Annotated in this window: 18 protein-coding genes; 12 read left to right on the top strand and 6 right to left on the bottom strand. The window is 71.7% G+C overall.

Translation table 11 applies throughout. From position 1 onward, the window contains the following. Nucleotides 1-6: 6 nt before the first annotated feature. From BIV04_RS13935 to BIV04_RS13925, 3 genes are all read left to right on the top strand, one after another. Nucleotides 7-1,299 carry an O-acetylhomoserine aminocarboxypropyltransferase/cysteine synthase family protein gene (locus BIV04_RS13935; protein ID WP_056261918.1) on the top strand — a complete coding sequence of 431 codons (1,293 nt, stop codon included), beginning with the start codon at nucleotides 7-9 and terminating at the stop codon, nucleotides 1,297-1,299. A gap of 42 nt (nucleotides 1,300-1,341) precedes the next feature. After that, a complete protein-coding gene (locus tag BIV04_RS13930; RefSeq protein WP_369825328.1) occupies nucleotides 1,342-1,872 on the top strand; it encodes a CoA-binding protein in 531 nt (176 codons plus the stop codon). A 111-nt stretch (nucleotides 1,873-1,983) separates the two neighbouring features. Continuing rightward, complete coding sequence (locus BIV04_RS13925) at nucleotides 1,984-2,868, top strand: sulfurtransferase (protein WP_071256982.1); 885 nt, start codon at nucleotides 1,984-1,986, stop codon at nucleotides 2,866-2,868. Between the two features lie 59 nt (nucleotides 2,869-2,927). Here the strand turns inward: BIV04_RS13925 and BIV04_RS13920 are convergent, their stop codons facing one another. The 4 genes from BIV04_RS13920 to BIV04_RS13905 form a co-directional block, all read right to left on the bottom strand. Next, nucleotides 2,928-4,916 carry a thioredoxin domain-containing protein gene (locus BIV04_RS13920; protein ID WP_071256981.1) on the bottom strand — a complete coding sequence of 663 codons (1,989 nt, stop codon included), beginning with the start codon at nucleotides 4,914-4,916 and terminating at the stop codon, nucleotides 2,928-2,930. Between the two features lie 17 nt (nucleotides 4,917-4,933). After that, on the bottom strand, nucleotides 4,934-6,118 hold the full coding sequence (locus BIV04_RS13915; protein WP_071256980.1) for a bifunctional 2-methylcitrate synthase/citrate synthase: 1,185 nt from the start codon (nucleotides 6,116-6,118) through the stop codon (nucleotides 4,934-4,936). A gap of 139 nt (nucleotides 6,119-6,257) precedes the next feature. Beyond that, complete coding sequence (locus BIV04_RS13910) at nucleotides 6,258-7,886, bottom strand: long-chain fatty acid--CoA ligase (protein WP_071256978.1); 1,629 nt, start codon at nucleotides 7,884-7,886, stop codon at nucleotides 6,258-6,260. Nucleotides 7,887-7,978: 92 nt separating this feature from the next. Beyond that, on the bottom strand, nucleotides 7,979-8,479 hold the full coding sequence (locus tag BIV04_RS13905; RefSeq protein ID WP_071256975.1) for a helix-turn-helix transcriptional regulator: 501 nt from the start codon (nucleotides 8,477-8,479) through the stop codon (nucleotides 7,979-7,981). Between the two features lie 411 nt (nucleotides 8,480-8,890). Here BIV04_RS13905 and hrpA point away from each other — a divergent pair, with 411 nt between their 5' ends. The 6 genes from hrpA to BIV04_RS13875 all read left to right on the top strand — a co-directional run bounded on the left by hrpA (nucleotide 8,891) and on the right by BIV04_RS13875 (nucleotide 19,085). Beyond that, a complete protein-coding gene (gene hrpA / locus BIV04_RS13900; RefSeq protein WP_071256973.1) occupies nucleotides 8,891-12,790 on the top strand; it encodes an ATP-dependent RNA helicase HrpA in 3,900 nt (1,299 codons plus the stop codon). Between the two features lie 41 nt (nucleotides 12,791-12,831). Beyond that, complete coding sequence (locus BIV04_RS13895) at nucleotides 12,832-13,860, top strand: LacI family DNA-binding transcriptional regulator (RefSeq protein ID WP_071256971.1); 1,029 nt, start codon at nucleotides 12,832-12,834, stop codon at nucleotides 13,858-13,860. Between the two features lie 220 nt (nucleotides 13,861-14,080). After that, a complete protein-coding gene (locus BIV04_RS13890) occupies nucleotides 14,081-15,466 on the top strand; it encodes an extracellular solute-binding protein (RefSeq protein ID WP_083396495.1) in 1,386 nt (461 codons plus the stop codon). A gap of 230 nt (nucleotides 15,467-15,696) precedes the next feature. Further along, nucleotides 15,697-16,554, top strand: a complete 858-nt coding sequence (locus BIV04_RS13885; protein WP_043593482.1) for a carbohydrate ABC transporter permease — start codon at nucleotides 15,697-15,699, stop codon at nucleotides 16,552-16,554. Beyond that, nucleotides 16,551-17,462 (top strand): carbohydrate ABC transporter permease, encoded by a 912-nt coding sequence (locus BIV04_RS13880; protein ID WP_043593442.1) that lies wholly within the window; start codon nucleotides 16,551-16,553, stop codon nucleotides 17,460-17,462. The genes BIV04_RS13885 and BIV04_RS13880 overlap by 4 nt, the downstream gene beginning before the upstream one ends. Before the next feature lie 87 nt (nucleotides 17,463-17,549). Beyond that, complete coding sequence (locus BIV04_RS13875) at nucleotides 17,550-19,085, top strand: alpha-N-arabinofuranosidase (RefSeq protein WP_071256969.1); 1,536 nt, start codon at nucleotides 17,550-17,552, stop codon at nucleotides 19,083-19,085. Nucleotides 19,086-19,227: 142 nt separating this feature from the next. Here the strand turns inward: BIV04_RS13875 and BIV04_RS13870 are convergent, their stop codons facing one another. Both BIV04_RS13870 and msuE read right to left on the bottom strand, forming a co-directional pair. Further along, nucleotides 19,228-19,632, bottom strand: coding sequence for a hypothetical protein (locus tag BIV04_RS13870; protein ID WP_071256968.1), 405 nt, complete (start codon nucleotides 19,630-19,632; stop codon nucleotides 19,228-19,230). A gap of 57 nt (nucleotides 19,633-19,689) precedes the next feature. Continuing rightward, on the bottom strand, nucleotides 19,690-20,406 hold the full coding sequence (msuE, locus tag BIV04_RS13865) for an FMN reductase (RefSeq protein ID WP_071256966.1): 717 nt from the start codon (nucleotides 20,404-20,406) through the stop codon (nucleotides 19,690-19,692). A 72-nt stretch (nucleotides 20,407-20,478) separates the two neighbouring features. Here msuE and BIV04_RS13860 point away from each other — a divergent pair, with 72 nt between their 5' ends. From BIV04_RS13860 to BIV04_RS13850, 3 genes are all read left to right on the top strand, one after another. Beyond that, on the top strand, nucleotides 20,479-21,273 hold the full coding sequence (locus BIV04_RS13860) for a class I SAM-dependent methyltransferase (RefSeq protein ID WP_143048715.1): 795 nt from the start codon (nucleotides 20,479-20,481) through the stop codon (nucleotides 21,271-21,273). Nucleotides 21,274-21,377: 104 nt separating this feature from the next. Further along, complete coding sequence (locus BIV04_RS13855; protein WP_071256964.1) at nucleotides 21,378-22,484, top strand: hypothetical protein; 1,107 nt, start codon at nucleotides 21,378-21,380, stop codon at nucleotides 22,482-22,484. Then, complete coding sequence (locus BIV04_RS13850) at nucleotides 22,481-23,743, top strand: kynureninase (RefSeq protein WP_071256962.1); 1,263 nt, start codon at nucleotides 22,481-22,483, stop codon at nucleotides 23,741-23,743. The genes BIV04_RS13855 and BIV04_RS13850 overlap by 4 nt, the downstream gene beginning before the upstream one ends. The last annotated feature ends 46 nt before the right edge of the window (nucleotides 23,744-23,789 follow it).

Below are 23,789 nucleotides of genomic sequence, written 5' to 3'. Positions count from 1 at the left end.
GGGGGCATGGCAGATCGTGAGTACGGCTTCCGCACGCGGGCGATCCACGCGGGCAACATCCCCGACGCGGCGACGGGAGCGCGGGCGCTGCCCATCTACCAGACCAGCGCCTTCGTGTTCGACGACACCGACGACGCCGCGGCGCGGTTCGCCCTGCAGAAGTACGGCAACATCTACAGCCGCCTCGCCAACCCGACCACCGCCTCCTTCGAGGAGCGCGTCGCCAGCCTCGAGGGGGGCCTCGGTGCCGTCGCCACCGCGAGCGGGCTCAGCGCCCAGTTCGTCACCTTCGCCTCGCTGGCCGGCGCGGGCGACCACATCGTCGCCAGCGCGAACCTCTACGGCGGGTCGATCACCCAGCTCGACGTCACCCTGCGTCGCTTCGGCGTCGAGACGACCTTCGTGCAGTCCTCCGACCCGGCGGACTACGCCGCCGCGATCCGCCCCGAGACGAAGCTGCTGTTCGTCGAGACCGTCGCGAACCCGTCCGGCGAGGTCGCCGACCTCGAGGGCCTCGCCGACGTCGCCCACGCGCACGGCCTGCCGCTGATCGTCGACTCGACCATCGCCACCCCCTACCTCAACCGGCCGATCGAGTGGGGTGCCGACGTCGTCGTGCACTCGGCCACGAAGTTCCTCGGCGGGCACGGCACGACGCTCGGCGGCGTCGTCGTCGAGTCCGGCCGCTTCGACTGGGACAGCGAGCGCTTCCCGCTCTTCGACCAGCCCGTGCCGAGCTACGGCGGGCTGAACTGGTCGGGCAACTTCGGCGAGTACGCCTTCCTCACCCGGTTGCGCGCCGAGCAGCTGCGCGACATCGGGCCGGCCCTCGCTCCGCACTCGGCCTTCCTGCTCGCCCAGGGCGTCGAGACCCTGCCGTTCCGCATGCAGGCCCACGTCGACAACGCCCGTCAGGTCGCGGAGTGGCTCGACGCCGACCCGCGCATCGAGCGCGTGCGGTGGGCCGGGTTGCCCGGGCACCCCCACCACGACCGTGCGGCGAAGTACCTGCCGAAGGGGCCCGGCTCGGTCTTCACCTTCGAACTGAAGGGCGGCCGTCCGGCCGGCAAGACCTTCATCGAGTCGGTCGAGCTCGCCAGCCACCTCGCCAACATCGGCGACGCGAAGACGCTCGTCATCCACCCGGGCTCGACCACCCACGCCCAGCTCAGCGAGCAGCAGCTCGTCGACGCGGGCGTGCTGCCCGGCTCGGTGCGCATCAGCGTCGGCATCGAAGACCCCGACGACATCATCCACGACCTCGACCAGGCGCTGGCCGCGGCGACGAAAGGCGAGTGAGCCGACGTGACCGACACCGTCACCACGCAGCTGACCAACGGGCTGACCTGCGAGCTGCCCTCGTCGTCCCCCCTCGCCAAGCTGCTCAAGTCGCAGCGCACCTGGGTCGGGCCGTCCGCCCGCGAGCGCCAGGCCATCCTGCGGTCGGCGAAGAGCGTCGCCGTCGTCGGCGCCTCGCCGAACCCGAGCCGGTCGAGCTCGTTCGTCGGCACGTACCTGCAGCAGTCGACCGACCTGCGCGTCTACTTCGTGAACCCCCGCGCCGACACGATCCTCGGTCAGAAGGCCTACCCCGACCTGGCGTCGCTGCCCGAAGTGCCCGACATCGTCGACGTGTTCCGCAAGGCCGCCGACATCCCGTCGGTGGTCGACGAGGTGCTCGCGATCGGGGCGAAGACCATCTGGGTGCAGTTGGGCATCTACCACGAAGAGGCCGCCCGCCACGGCGAAGAGCAGGGGCTCACCGTCGTGATGGACCGCTGCATGAAGGTCGAGCACGCCCGGTTCAACGGCGGGCTGAACCTGATGGGCTTCGACACCGGCGTGATCACCGCGAAGAAGGCCGGTCGCTGAGACGACCGGCCGGGCCCGTCCACCCGCTCGGGGTGGCTGCGCCGCAGACCCTGTGACGCTTCATTGCGGACTCACTGGGCGATGTCACCGGTGGGCGTTACCGTGGCCCGCATGGCCCCAGTCCTCACCTCACCCGTCGTCTCGGCGCAGTGGTTGGCCGACCACCTCGGCGCCGACGACCTGACGATCGTCGACGCGACCGTGCTCGTCGACCTCGGACTCGACGGCGACGCCGACCACGAGTCCGTCGCCTACGCCACCGGTCGTGACGGGTTCGAGCGCGACGGGCACGTCCCCGGGGCGGTCCTGGCCGATCTGGTCGCGGAGTTCAGCGACCCCGACTCCGGCCTGCCCTTCACCCGTCCCGGCGCCGCGCGCTTCCAGGCCGCGGTCGCCGCCCTCGGCGTCTCGAACGACAGCACCGTCGTGGTCTACGACACCGTCGACGGCCGCTGGGCGTCCCGCCTGTGGTGGCTGTTCCACGCCTACGGGCACGACGCCGTGGCGGTGCTCGACGGCGGGTGGTCGCAGTGGCTCGCCCACGGCAAGCCCTACGACCTGGGTCGCACCGACCCCGTGCCGGCACGGTTCGCCGCGACCGAACGCCCCGAGCACTGGGTCGACAAGGCCTTCGTCGAGTCCGTCCTCGCCGGTGACGAACGAGCGGCCCTCGTCTCCTGCTCGCCCCGCGACGAGTTCGACGGGACGTCGAGCCGGCTGCCCCGTTCCGGGCACATCCCCGGCAGCGTCAACGTGCCGGCCGAGACCCTGCTGGCCGACGACGGCACGCTGGCCCGCGACCCCGTGCTCCACGACCGCCTCGCCGTCGTCCCCGACGAGCCCCGCACGGTCGTCTACTGCGCCACGGGCGTCTCGGCCAGCGTCGACGCTCTCGCCCTCGCGGTCCTCGGACGGTCCGGCGTCTCGGTCTACGACGGCTCGCTCTCCGAGTGGGTCGCCGATCCGGCGGCACCGCTCCTGCCCGCCGCCGCCTGAGCCTCCGGGCGTCCTCCGGGCGTCCCCCGCCCGAGACGCCGCCCGACGCGATCGGGCGGTCAGCCCTCGAGCAGCAGCCCGTCGAGGTCGTCGACGGTCGTGACCGGCAGTCGGCAGACGAAGTCGCGGCAGAGGTACGCGGTGGGCACGCGCCCGGGGGCCGAGCGACCCGCGAACAACTCGAAGCCCGCGTGCTCGAACGCGACCAGCGCCTCCTCGTCCAGCACGGCGACGACGCTCCCGGGGCGGACGAGACCCCGCGCCCGCCGGGCGAGGTCACCGTCGGCGCGGTCCGCCCGTGACGGCTCGACCACGACCAGCTGCGTCAGCGGGGCCTCGAGCTCGACGAGCAGCCCGAAGGCGGCGCCGTACGCGAGCGGGTTGTCGAGGGCCGAACCGGCCACCTCGGCGGCGAGCCGCTCGGCGACGGACCGGTAGCGCGCCTCCCCGGTGAGCTGGTGCAGCGTGAGCGCGGCCGCCGCGACCGCACTGCGTCCCGACGGGTAGGCTCCCTCGCTCGGGTCGCTCGACAGGGCCACACCCTGCGAGACCAACACCGGGTCACCGCCCGAGGGCGCCGCGACGATCCTCGGGTCGGCGTCGTCGAGCAGGCAGGCGTCGACGAACGACCGGGCGGCGACCGCGTACCGGGCCTCGCTCGTCGCCAGGGAGAGGGCCAGCAGGCCGGACGCGAAGAGGCCGTGGTCCTCGAGGGTCGCCACGGCGTCCGACACGGTCGACCCCACGGAGGCGCGCAACAGCCGGCCGTCGTCCGTCACGTGACGTGCGAGCAGCAGGTCGGCCGCGCCCCGCGCCGTCTCGACCCACTCGGGCCGGACGTGTCGCGCCCCCGCCTCGGCGAGCGCCGCGATCGCCAAGCCGTTCCAGCCCGTGAGCACCTTGTCGTCGACGGGCGGCGGGTCGAGGGCGGCTCGGCCCGCGGCGTCCCGTCGGTAGTAGCCGCCCTCGTCGCGGACGCCGTCGATCGTGCTCTCGCTGTCCTGCGCCGAGCCGAAGGCCCCGTCGGCCGTGCGCAGTCGGGAACTCAGGAAATCGGCGACCCCGGCGGCGATCCGGGCCGGATGCGTGTCGATCTCCTGAGTTGCCGACGTCGGCGCGGTGCCCGACGTGGCATCGGCACCCGGGGCCGCAGCAGCGTCCGGGCCCGCGTCGAGCACCGCCAGCCGCGAGTAGGCGAGCAGCAGCTGGGCGTTGTCGTAGAGCATGCGCTCGTAGTGCGGCTCGGACCAGTCGCGCCGGACCGCGTACCGGAAGAACCCGCCCTCGACCGGGTCGCGCAGCGGCGACGCGGCCATCCGCGTGAGCGTCCGCGACACGAGTTCGAGTGCACCGTCGTCTCCCCCGGCGCCGAGGGCGAGCAACGCCAGCTGGGCCGGCGCCGTTGGGAACTTCGGGGCCCCGCCGAAGCCGCCGTGCTCGCGGTCCTCGTGGGCCGCGAGGCGGGCGACGGCGTGGGCCAGCTCGGGGCGCCCCGGCAGGGCGACCCCGGCACCGGGACCAGGAGGCGCGGTGCCGGTGACCGACGCGGGCCCCGCGGCCAGCGCCTCCTGCACCGCCGACGCGGTCGCGTCGACCTCGGTCCGCCTGGTGGTCCAGGCGTCGGTGACGGCGTCGAGCACCTGTCGGAACGACGGCCGACCCTGCACGGGCACCGGCGGGAAGTACGTGCCGGCGTAGAAGGGCCGACCCTCGGGCGTGACGAAGACGGTCAGCGGCCAGCCGAGCCCCTCGGTGAAGGCGGAGGCGGCGGCGAGGTAGCTCGAGTCGACGTCGGGGTGCTCCTCGCGGTCGACCTTGACCGAGACGAATCCGGCCGAGAGCTGCGCCGCGACCTCGGGGTCGGAGAAGCTCTCGCGCGCCATGACGTGGCACCAGTGGCAGGTCGAGTAGCCGATCGAGACCATCACGGGCACGTCTCGCTCGGCGGCCTCGGCGAACGGCCCCGGCCCCCAGGCGCGCCACTCGACCGGGTTGTCGGCGTGCGACCTGAGGTAGGGGCTGACGGCGTCTCGCAGCTGGTTCGGCATGCGGGCCACGGTAGGCGTCAGCGCGCGGGGACGTCCCTCAGGGGTGCACCGTCGTACTCGCTGAGGGGACGGATCAGCGAGTTGGCCTCGCGCTGCTCGATGACGTGGGCGCTCCAGCCGAGGACGCGCGACGCGACGAAGAGCGGCGTGAAGACCGGGGTCTCGAAGCCCATCAGGTGGTACGCCAGCCCGGACGGGTAGTCGACGTTGGGCTTCAGGCCCTTGCGTTCGAACACCGTCGCGGCGACGACGTCGTAGGTCTCCTTGAGCCCGTCGACCCGATCGTCGCCCTGCTCGCGGGCCCGGTCGACGAGGCGGCCGAGGGCGTCCTCCATCGTGGGCACCCGGCTGTCGCCGTTCTTGTAGACCCGGTGGCCGAAGCCCATGATCTTCTCCTTGCGGGCGAACGCGTCGTCGAGCCAGGCCACCGCGCCGTCGGCCGGTCCGACGCGGTCGAGCAGCTCGAGCGCGGCCTCGTTGGCACCGCCGTGCAACGGGCCCTTGAGGGCGCCGATCGCGCCGACGATCGACGAGTGCAGGTCGGACAGCGTCGAGGCGATCACCCGCGCCGTGAAGGTCGAGGCGTTGAACGAGTGCTCGGCGTAGAGGGTCATCGAGGTGTCGAACGCCTCGACGTCGAGCGCATCGGGCTCGCGGTCGAACACCTGGTGCAGGAAGTCGGCGCTGTAGCCGAGGTCGTCGCGCGGCGGCACCGGCGGCAGGTCGTGGCGGCGCCGCTGGTCGTAGGCGATCACGGCGGGCAGCACGGCGAACAGGTGCGTGGCGAGTCGACGCGTGTCGGCGACGTCGTAGGCACCCGCACCCGTCGTCGGTTCGGGCCGGGCGGCCCCGATGGCGCTGACCGCGGTGCGCACGACGTCCATCGGGTGGGCCGAGGTCGGGATCAGGTCGATGAGGTGCTGCAGCCCGGGGGCGAGCGCGCGGTGCGCGCGGAGTTCGGCGTCGAAGTCGCGCCGCTCGTCGGCGGTGGGCAGCTCGCCGTGCAGCAGCAGCCAGGCGACGTCTTCGACGTCCCGCTCGGCGGCGAGCTGCTGCACCGGATAGCCACGGTAGAGCAGGGAGTTGCTGGCCGCGTCGACCTTCGAGACCGCCGTCCGGTCGACCGTGACGCCGGCCAGGCCCTTGTGGATCTCGGGGCCGTCGGAGGCGGCCGGGGCGGGTGCGGTGATGGTGTCGCTCATGTCACTCCTTCGTGATGAGACGGGCCCGCCGGGACGGGCCGGTCGTGCGCGGCCGGGGCCCCGACACGATCGTCGAGGCTCCACTCTAGGTGGAGGGCACTCCCGACCGGGAGGGGCCCGGGGTCGACGTGACCGGGCGTCAGCTGCCCGAGCGCGCCTCCTGCGGGGTCCCGAAACGGTCGACGAGCTCGCGCTTGAGCACCTTGCCGCTGGGGCCGAGGGGCAGGGCCTCGAGGACGTGGACGATGCGGGGGAACTTGTAGGCCGCGATCTCGTCGGCGACGAACGCGACCAGCTCGTCGGGGGTGGCCGTGGCGCCGTCGCGCAGGACGACGGCCGCCTCGATCTCTTGCCCGTGCAGCTCGTGCGGTACGCCGAAGACGGCCGCCATCGTGACGTCGGGGTGCAGTGCGAGGACCTCTTCGACCTGCCGCGGGTACACGTTGTAGCCGTTGCGGATGATCATGTCCTTCGTGCGGTCGACGATCGTCAGGTAGCCGTCGTCGTCCTTCGTGCCGAGGTCGCCCGTGCGGAACCAGCCGTCGACGATCGCCTTCGCGGTGTCGTCGGGACGGTTGAGGTAGCCGTTCATCAGGTTGTGGCCGCGGATGACGAGCTCGCCGATCTCGCCGTGCGGCAGCAGCACGATCGAGTCCTCGACGTGCTGGTCGGCGATCTCGACGTCGACGCCCCAGATCGGTGTGCCGATGGTGCCGGGCCGCGGCGGTACCCCGACGTGGTTGAAGGTGGCGACGGGCGAGGTCTCGGTCAGGCCGTAACCCTCGTGGATCGGTGCGTCGTACACCTGCTGGAACTTCTCGAGCACCGCGAGAGGCAGGGACGCCCCGCCCGAGACGGCGTAGCGCAGCGGCGGACGCGCCTCGCTGCGGGTGGCGGCGGCGATGAGGGCCATGTACATCGTGGGCACGCCCATGAACACCTCGCAGCCGTGCTCGACCATCGCGGCGAGCGCCGCGTCTCCGTCGAACTTCGGCAGCATGACGATGGTCGCGCCGACCCGGAACCCGGTGTTCATCGTGCAGGTCTGCCCGAAGGTGTGGAACAGCGGCAGCGCACCGAGCAGCACGTCGCCCCGGTGCATGTCGAACGTCGTCATCAGGTTGGTGTTGACCTGCTCGATCAGCGCGAGGTGCGACCCCTCGGCGCCCTTGGGCTGGCCGGTCGTGCCGCTCGTGTAGAGGATCGTGGCGGTGTCGAAGGGGTCGCGGGGAACGTAGGTGTCGAGCGGTTCGGCGGCCGAGGCGAGGTCTTCCAGGCGGTCGGGCGCGGGGGCGGGCTCGGCGGCGCCCGCTGCGCCTGCCGCGTCTGCGGCGCCACCGGCAGGAGGCGCGAGCACGGTGAGGACGTCGACCCCGGCCAGCTGCCCTCCCGCACCTCCTTCGCCGAGCAGCGGCGCGGCGCAGACGAGCAGGCGGGAGCCGCTGTCGCGCAGCACGTACTCGATCTCGTGGCGCTTGAGCAGGGCGTGGACGGGCACGGCGACCGCGCCGAGCGCGAGCGTCGCGTAGTAGACCCGCGGGAAGTCGGCCACGTTCGGGACGAGCATGGCGACCCGGTCCCCGGGGCCGACGCCCCGGGCGCGGAGGGCGCCGGCGTAGGCCAGCGTCTGCTGCCACAGCTCGGCGTAGGTGGTCGAGGTGGGCCCGACGATGACGGCGACGTCGTCGGGGTGGCGGGCGGCCGACTCGGCCAGGATGGCCGCGACCGACGCGGTGGCGTGGCCTCGGGGGCTGGGTGCTGATGACATCTGTGTCTCTCCGTCTCCGTCGACGTGCAGTCTGCCGCGATCCTACGACGCGACGCCCGACGACCCGCCCAGCCCGCGCCTCCTGCACTCGGTCACTCGAGGCCGTAGCTGCCGTCGGCGTACTCGGACCAGTGGCTGCGTCCGACGCCCAGTTCGCTCTGGTTCTTGCCTCGTCGCCCCCGGGCGGTCGACCGCCGGGCATGGCTCTGCCCGGCGAAGGCGTCACCGGGTGCGGGGAGCATGCCCCGCCGGGCTCGGGCCGGGAAGACGTCGGCGCCGAAGCCGAGCTCGCGGGTGGGGGCGTGCTCGCGCCAGGCCGTGCGCAACTCGGCGAGCGAGTCGTCGACGCGGTCCCACCAGTCGTCCCGCAGCCGATACCAGCGCCGCGGGCCGTCGACCAGGAGGTCGACGAATCCCGAGTCGTGCAGGACGGACAGGTGCTCGGAGACCGACGACCAGCCGATGCCGTACGAGTCGTACGCCATGGTCGCGAGGTCGCCCGAGGTCGTCTCGCCGGTGCAGAGCAGGTGGACGAGGTACTGCCGGGCCGGGTGCGCCAAGACGGCGAGGGGGTCCATCGCGCGCTTGCTCACGGCCGGTGACCCGCTGCCGTGGGTCGTCCGCCCCGCCGACCGTCCGCCCGGCGCCACACGCACGGCTCCTGCGGTCTTCCCGGTTTCCCTGATCCGGTACGTACCGGATCAGCACTCCTCGATCCGGTACGTACCGGATCAGCGAAAGTGAGGTGCCAGGTCGTCGGAGGGACGGCCGGACCTCCGCCGGGAGCGTCTCGCAGCGGCCGAGCACGACGGCGGGTACAGGTGCGGGTGCGGGTGCGGGTGCGAAGCGAAAGACGTGTCTGCATGAGGCGACGATGACGGCTCGCCGACCCGCGCCTCCTCGTCCCCCACCGGACCTGTGCAGGACCGACGCGGAGACGCCGTCGGGGGCGACACGACCGGCGCGCCCCCCGCCCAGCCCGGGCGGCTTACGATGGAGGGCTCATGATCCCCACCATCACGTATCCCGCCGAGCTGCCGGTCAGCCAGAGACGCGACGACATCGCCGCGGCGATCCGTGACAACCAGGTCGTCATCGTCGCCGGCGCCACCGGCTCGGGCAAGACGACCCAGCTGCCCAAGATCTGCCTCGAGCTCGGTCGCACCAAGATCGGCCACACCCAGCCGCGACGCATCGCGGCCCGCACGATCAGCGAACGCATCGCCGAAGAACTCGGCGACGAGGTCGGCGGCGTGGTCGGGTACCAGGTGCGCTTCACCGACAAGGTCGGCGCCGACACCCAGATCAAGCTGATGACCGACGGCATCCTGCTCAACGAGATCCACTTCGACCGCGAGCTCGAACGCTACGACACGATCATCATCGACGAGGCCCACGAGCGCAGCCTCACCATCGACTTCCTGCTCGGCTACCTCAAGCAGCTGCTGCCCCGCCGCCCCGACCTCAAGCTGATCATCACCAGCGCCACGATCGACCCCGAGTCGTTCTCGAAGCACTTCGGCGACGCGCCCATCGTCGAGGTCTCGGGTCGCACCTACCCGGTCGAGGTCCGCTACCGACCGCTCGTCGCCGACGACACCACGAGCGACGACGACGGCGACCTCGACGACGACGACGACGACCGCCCCTCGGGTCGGCAGGGCGACCGGCAGGAGGCGCGGACCGGCGACCGCAGGCAGCGTGCCGACGACAAGGACTACCTCCAGGGCATCAACGAGGCCCTCGACGAACTCGCGCGCGAGTCGAGCGGCGACGTCCTGGTCTTCCTCAGCGGCGAGAACGAGATCCGCGACGCCGAAGAGAGCATCCGCGGCCGCAACCTGCCGCACACCGAGGTGCTGCCCCTCTACGGCCGACTGAGCGCCGCCGACCAGCACCGCGTCTTCCAGCCCAGCACGACCGCCGGCACCCGCAGGCGCATCGTCCTCGCGACCAACGTCGCCGAGACCAGCCTCACCGTGCCCGGCATCAAGTACGTGATCGACGCCGGCACGGCCCGCATCAGCCGCTACTCGACCCGGGCCAAGGTGCAGCGCCTGCCGATCGAGGCCATCTCGCAGGCGAGCGCCAACCAGCGGTCCGGTCGCTCCGGTCGCACGAGCAGCGGCATCGCGATCCGCCTCTACAGCGAGACCGACTTCGAGAAGCGTCCCGAGTTCACCGAGCCCGAGATCCTGCGGACCAACCTCGCCGCGGTCATCCTGCAGATGATCTCGCTGAACCTCGGCGACATCGCCGCCTTCCCCTTCCTGCAGCCGCCCGACTCCCGCGGCATCAAGGACGGCCTCGACCTGCTGCGCGAGCTCGGCGCCGTCACCCAGGGCGGCCAGATCACGCGTGTCGGCAAACAGCTCACCCGGCTGCCGATCGATCCGCGCCTCGCCCGCATGGTCGTCGAGTCGAAGACGCAGGGCACGACGCGCGAGGTGCTCGCCATCGTTTCGGCGCTGAGCATCCAGGACCCCCGCGAGCGCCCCCTCGAGCGACGCGCCCAGGCCGACGAGAAGCACTCGCGCTTCCGAGACCCCAAGGGCGACTTCCTCACCCTGCTCAACCTGTTCGAGTACCTCGAGGACAAGCAGAGAGAGCTCAGCGGCAACGCCTTCAAGCGTCTCTGCCGGGACGAGTTCCTCAACTACCTGCGCATCCGCGAGTGGCAGGACGTCTACCGCCAACTCACCCGCGCAGCCCGTCCCCTCGGGCTGCACGTCGGCGAGCGCAGCGCGAACCCCGACGGCGTGCACCGCAGCCTGCTGGCCGGCCTACTCAGCCAGATCGGCCTGTTCGACCCGCAGAAGAAGGACTTCGTCGGCGCCCGCCAGACGAGGTTCCTGATCTTCCCGGGCAGCAGCCTCGCGAAGAAGCCGCCGGCGGCCGTGATGACCGCCGAACTGGTCGAGACCAGCCGCCTGTTCGCCCGGGTCGCCGGCTCGATCGACCCGGCCTGGGCCGAACCGCTCGCACCCGACCTGGTGAAGCGCAGCTACGGCGAGCCCCACTGGGAGAAGAAGCAGGGGGCCGTCGTCGCCTACGAGCGCGTCACGCTCTACGGCGTGCCCATCGTCGAGCGACGGCGCATCCAGTTCTCCCGCATCGACCCCGCCTACGCCCGCGAACTGTTCATCCGGCACGCGCTCGTCGAGGGCGACTGGGAGGGGCACCAGGCCTTCGAGCAGAAGAACCAGCAGCTGATCCGCGAGCTGACCGAGGTCGAAGAGCGCACCCGCCGCCGCGACATCCTGGTCGACGGCGACGCCGCGTTCGAGTTCTTCCAACGGCGCATCCCGGCCGACGTCGCCAGCATGCGCGACTTCGAGGGCTGGTGGCGCAAGGCCAAGGTCGACACCCCCGACCTGCTCACCATGACCGCCGCCGACCTGCTCGGGGACGACGAACCCGACGTCGACGAACAGGGCTTCCCGAGCACGTGGCAGCAGGGCGACCAGACGTTGACTCTGCGCTACAAGTTCGAGCCGGGGGCCGACGACGACGGCGTGACCGTGATCGTCCCGCTACCCCTGTTGCCGCGCCTCCGTCCGGTCGGGTTCGACTGGCAGGTGCCGGGGCTGCGCGACGAGCTGGTCACGTCGCTGATCAAGTCGTTGCCGAAGCAGATCCGCAAGAACGTGGTCCCCGCCGCCGACTGGGCGTCGAAGATCACCGACGAGCTGCCCGACGCACCGCCCGCCGACGTCGACGAGCCGTTCACGGCGACCGTGGCCGCGGCGATCAAGAAGCTCACCTACACGCCCGTCACGACCGACGACTTCGACCTGCACCGCGTGCCCGCCCACCTGCGGGTCACGTACGCGGTGGTCGACGAGCGGGGCCGCACGGTCGGTGCCGACAAAGACCTGGACGCGCTGCAGCATCGGTTGCGCGACGCCACGCGCGACAGCGTCGCCCGCGTCACGCAGGGCGGCGGGCGCGACGAACGCGGCCGCGGCCGGGGTCGCGGACGAGGAGGCGCGGGTGGCGACACCACGCCCGTCGCGCCTCGCCCCACGAGCTCGATCGAGCGCGAGGGCCTGACGTCGTGGGACTTCGACGAGCTCCCCGCCGTCGTCGACACCCGCCACGGCGACACCGTCATCCGCGCCTACCCGGCCCTGGTCGACCACGGCGACTCGGTCTCGATCACGTTGATGGCGACGCCCGCCGACCAGGCCCTCGCGACCCCGAAGGGCGTGCGGCGCCTGCTGATGCTGGCGACCCCGTCGCCCGTGGCCTACGTGCAGCAGCACCTGACGAGCGCCGAGAAGCTCATCCTGGCGACGAGTCCGTACCAGAACACGTCGGCGCTCTTCGCGGACTGCCTCGTGGCCGTCGTCGACGACGTGCTGTTCCGGGTGAAGCCCGACGGCATGGTGATGACCAAGAAGGAGTTCCTCTCGACGCGCGACCGGGTGTCGGGGGCCGTGATGGACCAGATGTTCCAGACCGTCTCGCTCGTCGCCCGCACGCTGACCGCCGCCCGCGACGCCGACAAGGCGATGAAGGGTGCCACGTCGATGACCCTCCTCGCCGCGTTGACCGACATGCGCCAGCAACGCGACCGGCTGATCCGTCCGGGCTTCGTGTCGCAGACCGGGCTCCAGCAGCTGCAGCGCGTGCCGGTGTACCTCGTGGGCATCACGAAGCGCACGGCGAAGCTGCTCGAGAACCCCGGGCGGGACCGCGTCTGGCTGAGCGAGGTGCAGCAGGCGACCGAGCGGTACGAGGCCGCGGGCGGGACGTTCCCGCCCTCCGACACCGCGCCTCCTGCGCTCGTCCGCGCCCGCTGGATGATCGAGGAGTTCCGCCTCAGCCTGTTCGCACAGGACCTGCGCCCGAGCGAGAGCGTCTCGTTGCAGCGCATCGTCAAGGTGCTCGCCTCCGCCTGAGCGGGGCCCCGGGGTCTCGTGGCCGCCACTAGCCTGTGGGAATGCGCGCGACGGTGAAGGACGTGGCGGCACTCGCCGGGGTGTCGCCGAAGACCGTCTCGAACGTGATCAACGGCGTCGTCTTCGTGCGACCCGACACCAGGACCCGGGTCGAGAGCGCGCTCGCCGAGCTCGACTACGTGCCGAACCTCAGCGCGCGCGGCCTGCGCACCGGGCGCACCGGCTCGATCGCGCTGGCCTTCCCCGACCTGAGCACCCCGTACAGCGCCGAGATGACGCACTGGTTCGTCGAGCAGGCGCACGAGCGCGGCTGGTCGATCCAGCTCGAGCAGACCGGCTCGCGGCCCGAGCGCGAGGGCGAGCTGCTCTCGCGGGGCAAAGAACACCTCGTCGACGGTCTCGTCCTCAACCCGATCACGCTCGACGCCAGCGCCCTGTCGTCGGCCGGCACCGGGGCCGCCACCGATTCGCTGCCGCCCGTCGTCGTGATCGGCGAGGTCGAACAGACCCTCGTCGACCAGGTGCGGGTCGACAGCGTCGCCGCGGCCCGCGACATGACGGCCCACCTGATCGCCGCCGGACACCGCCGCATCGCGACCCTGGGCGACTCGGCCGGCGAGTTCGACACCGCCACGGCCCGCGCCCGCACCCGAGGCTTCGAGCAGGCCATGGCCGAGGCCGGGCTGCCCGTCGACCGTGCTCTGCAGTACTCGTGCCCCGAATGGACGTCGGCCGACGCCTTCGCCGTCGTGCGCGCCGCGATCGAGCGCGGCGACCGGCCCGACGCGATCTTCTGCTTCACCGACTCGCTCGCGATCGGCGCCGTCAGCGCGCTGAGCTCGGCGGGCCTGCGCGTCCCCGACGACGTCGCGGTGGCCGGCTTCGACGACATCGTCGACGGGAGGTTCTCCGTGCCGCCGCTGACGACCGTCACCTTCGACAAGCGACTCTTCGTCGACCGCACCCTCGAGCTGCTCGCAGCCCGCATCGCCGACCGCCAGGGCGCGGCCGAGCTCGTGCTGATCCCCCACGAGATCGTCGTGCGGGCCAGCACCCGCGGCCGCGCTTGATCCCGACCGGCCCCGCCCCGCCGCCATTCCGCCACGAAGTAAACACGGCGCCACGCAAAAAAGTGGCGGCGTGTGTACTTCGTGGCGGCGTGTGGCTCCGGCACCGCCGACAGCCCGTCAGGCGGGAACCCAGGAGGCGCGGCTCGCCGACTCGTGCCCCTTGCGATTCCGTTACAACGATGGAATAGTCGCTCTCGTCACACATCACAAAGGAGTGAAGATGACCGAGAACCATCGGACGACCCCGACACCGCGACCGGGCACCACCCGCGGCACCACCACCCCCCGAGGCCTCAGCCGCCGCAGCATGTTGCTCGGCTCGGCAGCCCTCGTCGGTGGAGCGTTCGTCGCCACGGGCCTCTCGGGCTGCGCCCCCGGCGCCGTCACCGGCTCGGGCACGGACGTCGCCCAGCTCAAGTTCTGGCACCTGCTGAGCGGCGGTGACGGCATCAAGATGTCGGCACTGATCGACCAGGCCAACGAACAGAACCCCGAGTTCCACGCGACGCAGACCGTGCTCGCCTGGGGCACCCCGTACTACACGAAGCTCGCCATGGCCTCGGCCGGCGGGCGCGCGCCCGACGTCGCGATCATGCACGCGTCGCGCGTGCCCGGCTACGCCCCCGGCGGCCTGCTCGACCCGTGGGACGTCGACAAGCTCGCGTCGTACGGCGTCCGCGAACAGGACTTCGCCGAGGCGGTCTGGAAGAAGGGCTTCAACGGTGGCGACCTGTACTCGGTCGCGCTCGACTCGCACCCGTTCATCCTGTTGTACAACACCGACATCGCCGCCCAGGCGGGTGCGCTGGGCCCCGACGGCAAGCTCGTCGAGATCACCAGCCCCGAGCAGTTCCTCGAGGTCGCGAACGCCATGCAGCAGGTGACCGGCAAGCACGGCGCCTCGTGGGGCTACCTCAACGACGGTGCCCAGCTGTGGCGCATGTTCTACACGTTCTACAAGCAGCAGGGCGCCGACATGGTGCTGAAAGAGGGCGGCACGGTCGAGTACGACGAGCAGGCCGCCGTCACCGCGCTCGAGTTCATGCAGCAGCTCACCGACGGCACGGCCATGGCCACGGCCAGCGACATCGAGTCGGGCATCGCCGAGTTCGTCAGCGGCGAGAGCGGCATGCTCTTCACCGGCGTGTGGGAGGTCCCGAGCGCCGAGAACGCGGGCATCCCGTTCGACGGCAGCATCATCCCGACGCTGTTCGGCACGCCGGCCGTCTACGCCGACTCGCACGCGTTCGTGCTGCCGCGGCAGAGCGAGGTCGACGACGTCAAGCGCGAGGACGTCTACAAGATGGTCTCGACCATCCTCAAGGACTCCCTCTTGTGGGCGGCGGCCGGGCACATCCCCGCCTACCTGCCCATCGTCGAGAGCCCCGAGTACGCCGAGCTGCGACCGCAGGCGAACTACGCCGAGGCCGCCGACTATCTCAACTACGACCCGCCCGCCTGGTTCACCGGCTCGGGTTCGGACTTCCAGACGTACTTCCTCGACTCGATCCAGTCGGTGATCCTCGCCAAGGACGACGCGGCCGACGGCATGCGGCGGTTCGTCGCGCGCGTGAACACCCAGCTGTCGCGCCCGGCCCCGGTGTGACGGCCATGGGACGCCCCCCGCGCCACCGGCCGACCCGACCGACCCGCCCGCCCGACGCCTCTCTCCTACCCCTCCGCACGACCCGACCATCACGACGACGAAGGAGTCGATCTGTGACCTCCACCACGGTCAAGGCCCCCCGGGCCACCGCCGAACGCGCGCGGTCCGACGCCCGCGCGACCGACCGCAGCCGCGCCTCCCGCAAGCGGACCGGCCCGTCCGACAACCGCATCGGCTGGGGCTTCGCCGCCCCGTTCACCGTGCTCTTCGCGGTGTTCCTCGTCTGGCCGCTGCTGCACGGCTTCTACCTGAGCTTCACCGGCCAGAGCCTGACCGGCCAGGGCGGCGAGCTGATCGGCGTCGCCAACTACGCCGAGGCCTTCGCCGACGGCGACATGTGGCGCTCGATGCTCAACACCCTGTGGTTCACGGTGCTCAGCACGATCCCGCTCGTCGTGGTCGCCCTCGTGCTCGCCATCCTCGTTAACACCGGGCTGCCGGGGCAGTGGCTCTGGCGGCTGAGCTTCTTCCTGCCGTACCTGCTCGCCTCGACGGTCGTCTCGCTGTTCTGGATCCAGCTCTACAGCCCGACCCTCGGCCCGATCAACAACGTCCTGGGCACGCTCGGACTGCCGCAGCCCGCCTGGCTGCAGGACCCCGACACCGCCATGATCGCCGTGGTCGCGACCACCGTCTGGTGGACGGTCGGCTTCAACTTCCTGCTGTATCTCGCCGCGCTGCAGAACATCCCCGACCAGCAGTACGAGGCCGCGTCGCTCGACGGCGCCGGACGCTGGCGTTCGCTGCTGTCGATCACCATCCCGCAGCTCGGCCCGACCACCGGCCTGATCGTCATCCTGCAGGTGCTCGCCTCGCTGAAGGTCTTCGACCAGATCTACCAGATGACCACCGGCGGGCCGGCGGGCAGCACCCGCTCGGCGGTGCAGTACATCTTCGACACCGGGTTCACCGGCTACCGCTTCGGCTACTCGTCGGCGATCTCGTACATCTTCTTCGCGGTCATCGTCGTCATCTCGATCGCACAGTTCAGCATCACGGCCCGCAACCGCAAGGGAGCCCAGAAATGACCGCCCCCGCCATCGCCCCCACGTCCGACCTGCGCGCCCCCACCGCCGACCGCGGCCGGAAGGGCCACAAGCCCGGCCAGAAGCCGTTCGGCCCGATGGCCGTCCTCAGCGTGATCATCCTGGTCGTGCTCGCCGTCCTCTGGCTGCTGCCGTTCCTGTGGTCGCTCGCCACCTCGTTCAAGAGCGAGACCGACGCCGCGGCGACGCCGCAGACCTGGATCCCGGCCGGCGGCTTCACGCTCGACGCCTACCGCGGGGTCCTCGAGCAGGGCAACATCCCGGTGTGGCTGTTCAACAGCCTCTTCACGTCGATCGTGATCACGCTGATCGTCGTGGCCACCTCGGCCCTCGTCGCCTACGCGTTCTCGCGCCTCGACTTCCGGGGCAAGAAGTGGCTCTACGTGGCGACGATCGCGTCGATCATCATCCCGCCGCAGGTGCTGATCGTGCCGTTGTTCTACCAGATGCTCGCCTTCGACATGGTCGACACGTACTGGGGCATCATCCTGCCGCAGGCCATCGCCCCGGCCATGGTCTTCGTGCTGAAGAAGTTCTTCGACCAGGTGCCGATCGAGCTCGAGGACGCCGCTCGCGTCGACGGCGCCGGGCGCATCCGGGTGTTCTTCACGATCCTGCTGCCGCTGTCGCGGCCCATCCTCGGGGCGGTGTCGATCTTCGTGTTCATCGGCGCCTGGAACAACTTCCTGTGGCCGTTCATCGTCACGAACGACGCCTCGCTGCTCACGCTGCCGGTCGGCCTGCAGACCATCGAGAGCGCCTACGGCATCCAGTACGCGCAGAACATGGCAGCCGCGGTCCTCGCGGCCCTGCCCCTAATCCTCGTGTTCCTGTTCTTCCAACGCCAGATCATCAAGGGCATCTCGACCACCGGTTTCGGGGGGCAGTGACCCGCCCACCCCGGACCCGACCGCCCTGCCGCACCGCGCCTCCCCGTCCCCACCACACGCACGCCGTTCCCCTCAGCTAGGAGATCCATGTCCACCGCCCGCATCACCGTCGACCGCGAGTTCACCATCGGCCCGGTCCCGCGCCGCCTGTTCGGCTCGTTCGTCGAGCACATGGGCCGCTGCGTCTACACCGGCATCTACGAGCCCGGCCACCCCACCGCCGACGAGAACGGCTTCCGTCAGGACGTCCTCGACCTCACCAAAGAACTCGGCGCGACCGTCATCCGCTACCCCGGCGGCAACTTCGTGTCGGGCTACAACTGGGAGGACGGCGTCGGGCCGGTCGACCAGCGCCCGCGTCGCCTCGACGGCGCCTGGCACACGGTCGAGACCAACGCCTTCGGCCTGCACGAGTTCGTCGCCTGGTCGAAGCTCGCCGGCACCGAGGTGATGGAGGCCGTCAACCTCGGCACCCGCGGCGTCGACGCCGCCCGCGAGCTCGTCGAGTACGCGAACCACCCCGGGGGCACGGCGCTCAGCGACCGGCGCATCGCCAACGGAGCGAAGGACCCGTTCGACATCAAGCTCTGGTGCCTCGGCAACGAGCTCGACGGCCCGTGGCAGATCGGCCACAAGACCGCCACCGAGTACGGCCGTCTGGCCCAGGAGGCCGCCAAGGCCATGAAGTTCGTCGACGACTCGATCGAGCTGGTCGCGGTCGGCAGCTCGGGCCGCGGCATGCCCACCTTCGGCACCTGGGAGCACGAGGTTCTCACCCACGCGTACGACGAGGTCGACTACGTCTCGATGCACGCGTACTACCAGGAGCACGACGGCGACGCGAAGAGCTTCCTCGCGACGGCCGTCGACATGGACGCGTTCATCGAGGAGGTCGTGTCCACCATCGACGGGGTCAAGGCCGCCGGCAAGCACACGAAGCAGGTCGACATCTCGTTCGACGAGTGGAACGTCTGGTACCAGACGGGCCTCGACTCGGACGACCAACCGCACAACGTGTCGAAGGGCTGGCGCGAACACCCCCGACTGATCGAGGACCAGTACAACGTCACCGACGCGGTCGTGGTCGGCACCTTCCTCAACTCGCTGCTGCGTCACGGCGACCGGGTCAAGATCGCCAACCAGGCGCAGCTCGTCAACGTCATCGCGCCGATCCGCAGCGAGGCCGGCGGGCCCGCGTGGCGCCAGTCGATCTTCTGGCCGTTCGCCCGCATGGCGGCGCTCGCGACCGGGCAGATCCTGCGCACCCTCGTCACGAGCGACAAGGTCGAGACCGAGAAGTACGGCGACGCCGACCTGGTCGACGTCAGCGCGACCTACGACGAAGAGGCCGGAACGGTCGCGTTCTTCCTCGCGAACCGCGGTCTCGACGAGGCCGCCGACGTCGAGGTCGCCCTGCGCGGCTTCAGCGGCGGACGCGTCACCCGCGCCGAGGTGCTGGCCGTGCCCGAGGGCGGCGACCGCTTCTCGTCCAACACCGAGAACGCGCAGGACACCGTCGGACTCGTCCCGCTGACCGGCGTCACGGTCGACGGCGGCACCGCGCGCCTGCGCCTGCCCGCCCTGTCGTGGGCGGTCGTCGAGCTCGAGGTCGGCAAGGCCTGACCCACGGACCGACTGACTGCAGGAGGCGCGGTGCCGGTCACGACCGGCACCGCGCCTCCTGCGTCCGGTCGCGTCGGGTGCGCGGCGCGGCCGCGCGGCCCCGGCTCAGCCGTGGAGCCCTCGCTGAGCCGCCGGGTCCGCCTCAGCCGCGGGGCTTGAAGAGGCGGGAGATGCTGTCGCGCACCGACTCCTCGATGGTGTCGGTGAAGCCGTTCGAGAAGCCCAGGGCGTCGTTCGGGGCCGACGCCGCCGTCATCGACTCGACGACGCGCTGGCCGTGGTGGGCCCGTGCCTCGCGCACCGAGTCGAAGCCGAGGCCGAGGTCGGTCGCGGCCCGGGCGAGCAGCGCCTCGCGGTCGTCGTCGGTGCTGGTCTGCGCCTCGGCGAGCGTGCGCACGGACGGGTCGTCGACACCGTCGACCACCCATCGGGCGGCACGTCCCGGCAGCACCCCGGACGGCAACAGGCCGAGCCGCCGCTGCGCCTCGCTGTCACGGATCTCGGAGCGGGCGACGGACGGGTCACGGGGCGTCGGGTCGGGGCTCACGAGAACTACGATACTCGTGGGCATCCGGGGCGGCTGCCCCGCCTTCGAGTCGCGCGCTCAGCTGAACAGCCGTGTGGGCGTCGAGAGGTCGAGCTCGCTCGCACGCAGGTCGTCACCCGACGGTCCGTCGCCCGCGCCACCGTCGTCGAGACTCCGCTCGATGCGCCCCTTCTCGGCGATGCTCGACCGGATCAGGGGCAGGCCGCGCTGGATCGCGTGGCGGATGCGCTCCTGCAGCAGCGGGGCCGTGACCGCGTACTTCTCCGCGCCCCCGGTCGCCGTGAAGTCGGTCGTGTGGGCGTACACGCCGAGCGGCAGCGTGAGGGCCTGGAAGAACCCGAACAGCGGTCGCAGCGAGTGCTCGATGATCAGCGCGTGGCGCTCGCTGCCGCCCGTCGCGGCGAGCAGCACGGGCACGTCGACGAGCGCGTACTGCTCGACGAAGTCGAAGAGGTGCTTGAAGAGCCCGGTGAAGGAGGCGCGGTAGACGGGCGAGGCGACGATCAGCAGGTCGGCGGTCTCGATGGCGACCAGCTCGCGCTCGACCCGCTCGTCGAGCTGGTCACGGGTGAGCGCGCCGGCGAACAGCGGCCCGAGTTCGCTGACCCGGATCACGTGCGCCTCGATCGGCAGGACGTCGCCCAGCGCCGTGACGATCTCGTGCACGAGGGCGTCGGTCTTGGACGGCGTGCTGAGGGTGCCCGACACCGCGACGACCCGCAGGGGCCGGGTCGGACGCGGGGACGAGGGGGTCGGAGGCAGCGTGGAAGTCATCCCGTCCATGCTGCGCCCGAGGCCGACGTAACACAGGGTGTGTGACGGATCGTGACGTGCGACAGTGTTCCGGTGACACATCAACCAACCCAGGAGGGGTTCGACCCGGCCGCCCACGGCTTCGACCCCGCACGACCCGATTCCGACCTCGCCGCCTCGTTCGGGCTGGCCGCCGACGTCTACGAGAGGGGCCGTCCGTCGTACCCCCTCGAGGCCGTCGACTGGCTGCTGCCCGAGGGCGCCTGTCACGTGGTCGACCTGGGGGCCGGCACGGGCAAGCTCACCCGCCTGCTGCTCGACCGCGCTCCGTCGGTCACGGCCGTCGAGCCCTCGCCCGGCATGCGCGCCACCCTCGAGCAGGTCGTCCCCGGGGCGACGTCGGTCGCGGGGTCCGCGGAGAGCATCCCCCTCGGCGACGACTCGGTCGACGCCGTCCTCGTCGCGCAGGCCTGGCACTGGGTCGACACCGACCGAGCCGTGCCCGAGATCGCCCGCGTGCTGCGCCCCGGCGGCACGCTCGGCCTGATCTGGAACATCCGCGACGAGTCGGTGCCGTGGGTCGCGGAGCTCAGCCGGGTGATGCACCAGCCGCGCGAGCGCGACATGGGGTCGGACGCCCCGGTCGTCGGTGCACCGTTCGGCACCGTCGAGCGACACGACATCGCCTGGGTGCACGAGCTGGGTCGCGACGAGTTCCTCGCCATGATCGCGTCCCGCAGCTACGTCATCACGCTCTCGCCCGACGATCGCGCGGCCGTCCTGCGCGACGTCGAGCAGCTGCTCGACACCCACCCCGACACCCGCGGCGTCGACCTCATCCGCCTGCCGTACGTGGCGCGGTGCTCGCGGGCCGTCCTGCCCTCGTAGGTCGCGCCTCCTCGGCACCTCCCCGCCCTGCGGGCCCGCCTCGTCGTCCCCGGACGCGGGCGGGCCTGCAGGGCACGGGCAGCACGCACGAATAGGGTCGGGTCATGGACCAGGAGGCGCGGCTCGTCACGGTCGACCACGCCTGGTCGGGCCGGTGGTCCGGTCGCAGCCTGGTGCGACTCGACGCCCACGGCGTCGTCTTCGCCGGGTCGGCCGACGCGCACGACGCCGACACCCTGGCCGGTGCCGAGCTGCCGCACGTGCCGGGCACCGTGCTGGCCCCCTTCACCGACTCGCACGTCCACCTCGGCCTGATCGACGCCGCGCAGCTGCCCGTCGGCGGCATCTCGCGGGTCGTCGACCTCGGGTGGGACCCGGCGACCGCCCACGGCTGGCTCGGCCGGTCCGGGCGGGACGGCTGGCCCGAGGTGGCCATCGCCGGCGGGCTGATCACCGCACCGGGCGGGTACCCGAGCCGCTCGGGCTGGGCGCCGCCCCGCGCCTCCCTGGCGGTGGGCGGCCTGCGCGCCTCGACCCGGCTGCGCCGCGCGGCCCGGCTCGTCGAACAGCAGCACGCCCTCGGCGCCTCGATCGTCAAGGTCGCCCTCAACACCGACGCCGGGCCCGTGCTCGACGACGCGACGCTCCGGGCCGTCGTCGACGCCGCGCACGGGCTCGACCTGCCCGTGGTCGCGCACGTCCAGGGCGTCGGCCAGGCCGCTCGTGCGGCCGACGCCGGGGTCGACCGGTTCGCGCACACCCCCTTCAGCGAACGGCTCGACGACGAGCTGGTCGCACGCCTGGCCGCCTCGACGACGTGGGTGAGCACGCTGGACATCCACGGCTACGGTGTCGGTGGGGTCGCGCACGAGACGGCGGTCGAGAACCTCTCGCGCTTCCGTGCCGCGGGGGGTCGGGTGCTCTACGGTACCGATCTCGGCAACGGCGACCTGCCGCTCGGCGTGAACGAGCGCGAGCTGCGTGCGATGGGCCGGGCCGGCTTCGGGCTGGCGGGACTGCTCGACGCCCTCGCCCCCGACGTCGCCGAGCCGACCGGCGGTGCGCGGCTGCCGTTCACCCGCGTGACCTGGATCGCGGACGCGCCCCGCGCCTCCGCGTCCTCCGACGAGCGGGCCGCCTGGCTCGCGCGCGCGACCGCACTGACCGCCGACGAGCTGCTCGCCGTCGCCCTCGAGGAGAAGACCCGATGACCGATCCGCTCGCCTACCCCGTCGACTCCACCGACCCCGACGAGCAGGCCTCGGCGCATCCCGCCGGCCCGCTCGACGCCGCCGACCCGCTGGCGTCGTTCGTCGACCGGTTCGTACCGGCCGTCGACGTGGTCTCGTACCTCGACGGCAACTCGCTCGGGCGGCCCGTGACCGCCACGCTGTCGCGACTGTCCGAGTTCGTCGAGGGCGCCTGGGGCACGCGGTTGATCCGTTCGTGGGACGAGCGCTGGATGTCGCTGCCGACCGAGCTCGGCGACCGCATCGCGGCGGCTTGCCTCGGTGCCGCGCCGGGTCAGACGGTCGTGGCCGACTCGACGACCGTGCTGCTCTACAAGGCGATCCGCGCCGCTCTGCGGGCCCGGCCCGACCGCCACGAGATCGTGATCGACGACGACCAGTTCCCGACCGACCGCTTCGTCGTCGAGGGCATCGCGCGGGAGCACGGGGCGACGATCCGCTGGATCGCCGTCGACAAGGCGACCGGCGTGACCGTGTCGCAGGTGCGCGACGTCGTGGGGCCCGAGACGGCACTGCTGCTGGTCAACCACGTGTCGTACCGGTCGGGGTGGCTGGTCGACCTGCCCGCCATCACGACGATCGTGCACGAGGCGGGCGGGCTCGTGCTGGCCGACCTCTGTCACAGCGTCGGCGTCGTGCCGATGCAGCTCGACGAGTGGGGCGTCGACCTCGCCGTCGGCTGCACGTACAAGTACCTCAACGGCGGGCCGGGTGCCCCCGCCTTCGTCTACGCCCGCGCCTCGCTGCTGCCCGAGCTCGACCAGCCGATCCAGGGGTGGATGGGCGCGGCCGACGTGTTCGCGATGGCCGACGGGTACGAGGCGGCGGCCGGCATCCGGCGTTTCGTCAGCGGCACTCCCCCGGTGATGGGCATGCTCGCGATGCACGACATGCTCGACCTGATCGACGAGGCCGGCATCGACGCCATCCGGACGAAGTCGCTCGCCCTGACCGACTACGCCTTCGACCTCGTCGACGCCTGGCTCGTGCCGCTCGGGGTGACCGTCGCGACGCCCCGGGCTGCGGCGGAACGCGGCAGCCACGTCACGATCACGCACGAGTCGTTCCGCGGGATCGTGGCCCGGCTCTGGGACGCCGGCGTCGTGCCCGACTTCCGCAACCCGGACGCCCTGCGCATCGGCCTGTCGCCACTCAGCACGTCGTTCGCCGAGGTGCGCATCGGCATCACCGCGATCCGGGCGGCGCTGCTCGCCGACTGAGCCATAGCGAAGTCGGGCCGGACGCAGAACAGGCGCCGCCCGGGGT

The organism is Frigoribacterium sp. MCBA15_019 (assembly GCF_001864945.1).
Lineage (GTDB): Bacteria > Actinomycetota > Actinomycetes > Actinomycetales > Microbacteriaceae > Frigoribacterium.
Note: the sequence above shows the minus strand (reverse complement) of the source record. Positions and strands in the feature narration are given on the sequence as shown.

Bases quoted from the DNA above. Each gene is read 5' to 3' on its own strand.
- BIV04_RS13935 (WP_056261918.1), top strand. From the start codon at position 7: ATGGCAGATCGTGAGTACGGCTTCCGCACGCGGGCGATCCACGCGGGC.
- BIV04_RS13925 (WP_071256982.1), top strand. From the start codon at position 1,984: ATGGCCCCAGTCCTCACCTCACCCGTCGTCTCGGCGCAGTGGTTGGCC.
- BIV04_RS13920 (WP_071256981.1), bottom strand. From the start codon at position 4,916: ATGCCGAACCAGCTGCGAGACGCCGTCAGCCCCTACCTCAGGTCGCAC.
- BIV04_RS13915 (WP_071256980.1), bottom strand. From the start codon at position 6,118: ATGAGCGACACCATCACCGCACCCGCCCCGGCCGCCTCCGACGGCCCC.
- BIV04_RS13910 (WP_071256978.1), bottom strand. From the start codon at position 7,886: ATGTCATCAGCACCCAGCCCCCGAGGCCACGCCACCGCGTCGGTCGCG.
- hrpA (WP_071256973.1), top strand. From the start codon at position 8,891: ATGATCCCCACCATCACGTATCCCGCCGAGCTGCCGGTCAGCCAGAGA.
- BIV04_RS13895 (WP_071256971.1), top strand. From the start codon at position 12,832: ATGCGCGCGACGGTGAAGGACGTGGCGGCACTCGCCGGGGTGTCGCCG.
- BIV04_RS13890 (WP_083396495.1), top strand. From the start codon at position 14,081: ATGACCGAGAACCATCGGACGACCCCGACACCGCGACCGGGCACCACC.
- BIV04_RS13880 (WP_043593442.1), top strand. From the start codon at position 16,551: ATGACCGCCCCCGCCATCGCCCCCACGTCCGACCTGCGCGCCCCCACC.
- BIV04_RS13875 (WP_071256969.1), top strand. From the start codon at position 17,550: ATGTCCACCGCCCGCATCACCGTCGACCGCGAGTTCACCATCGGCCCG.
- msuE (WP_071256966.1), bottom strand. From the start codon at position 20,406: ATGACTTCCACGCTGCCTCCGACCCCCTCGTCCCCGCGTCCGACCCGG.
- BIV04_RS13855 (WP_071256964.1), top strand. From the start codon at position 21,378: ATGGACCAGGAGGCGCGGCTCGTCACGGTCGACCACGCCTGGTCGGGC.
- BIV04_RS13850 (WP_071256962.1), top strand. From the start codon at position 22,481: ATGACCGATCCGCTCGCCTACCCCGTCGACTCCACCGACCCCGACGAG.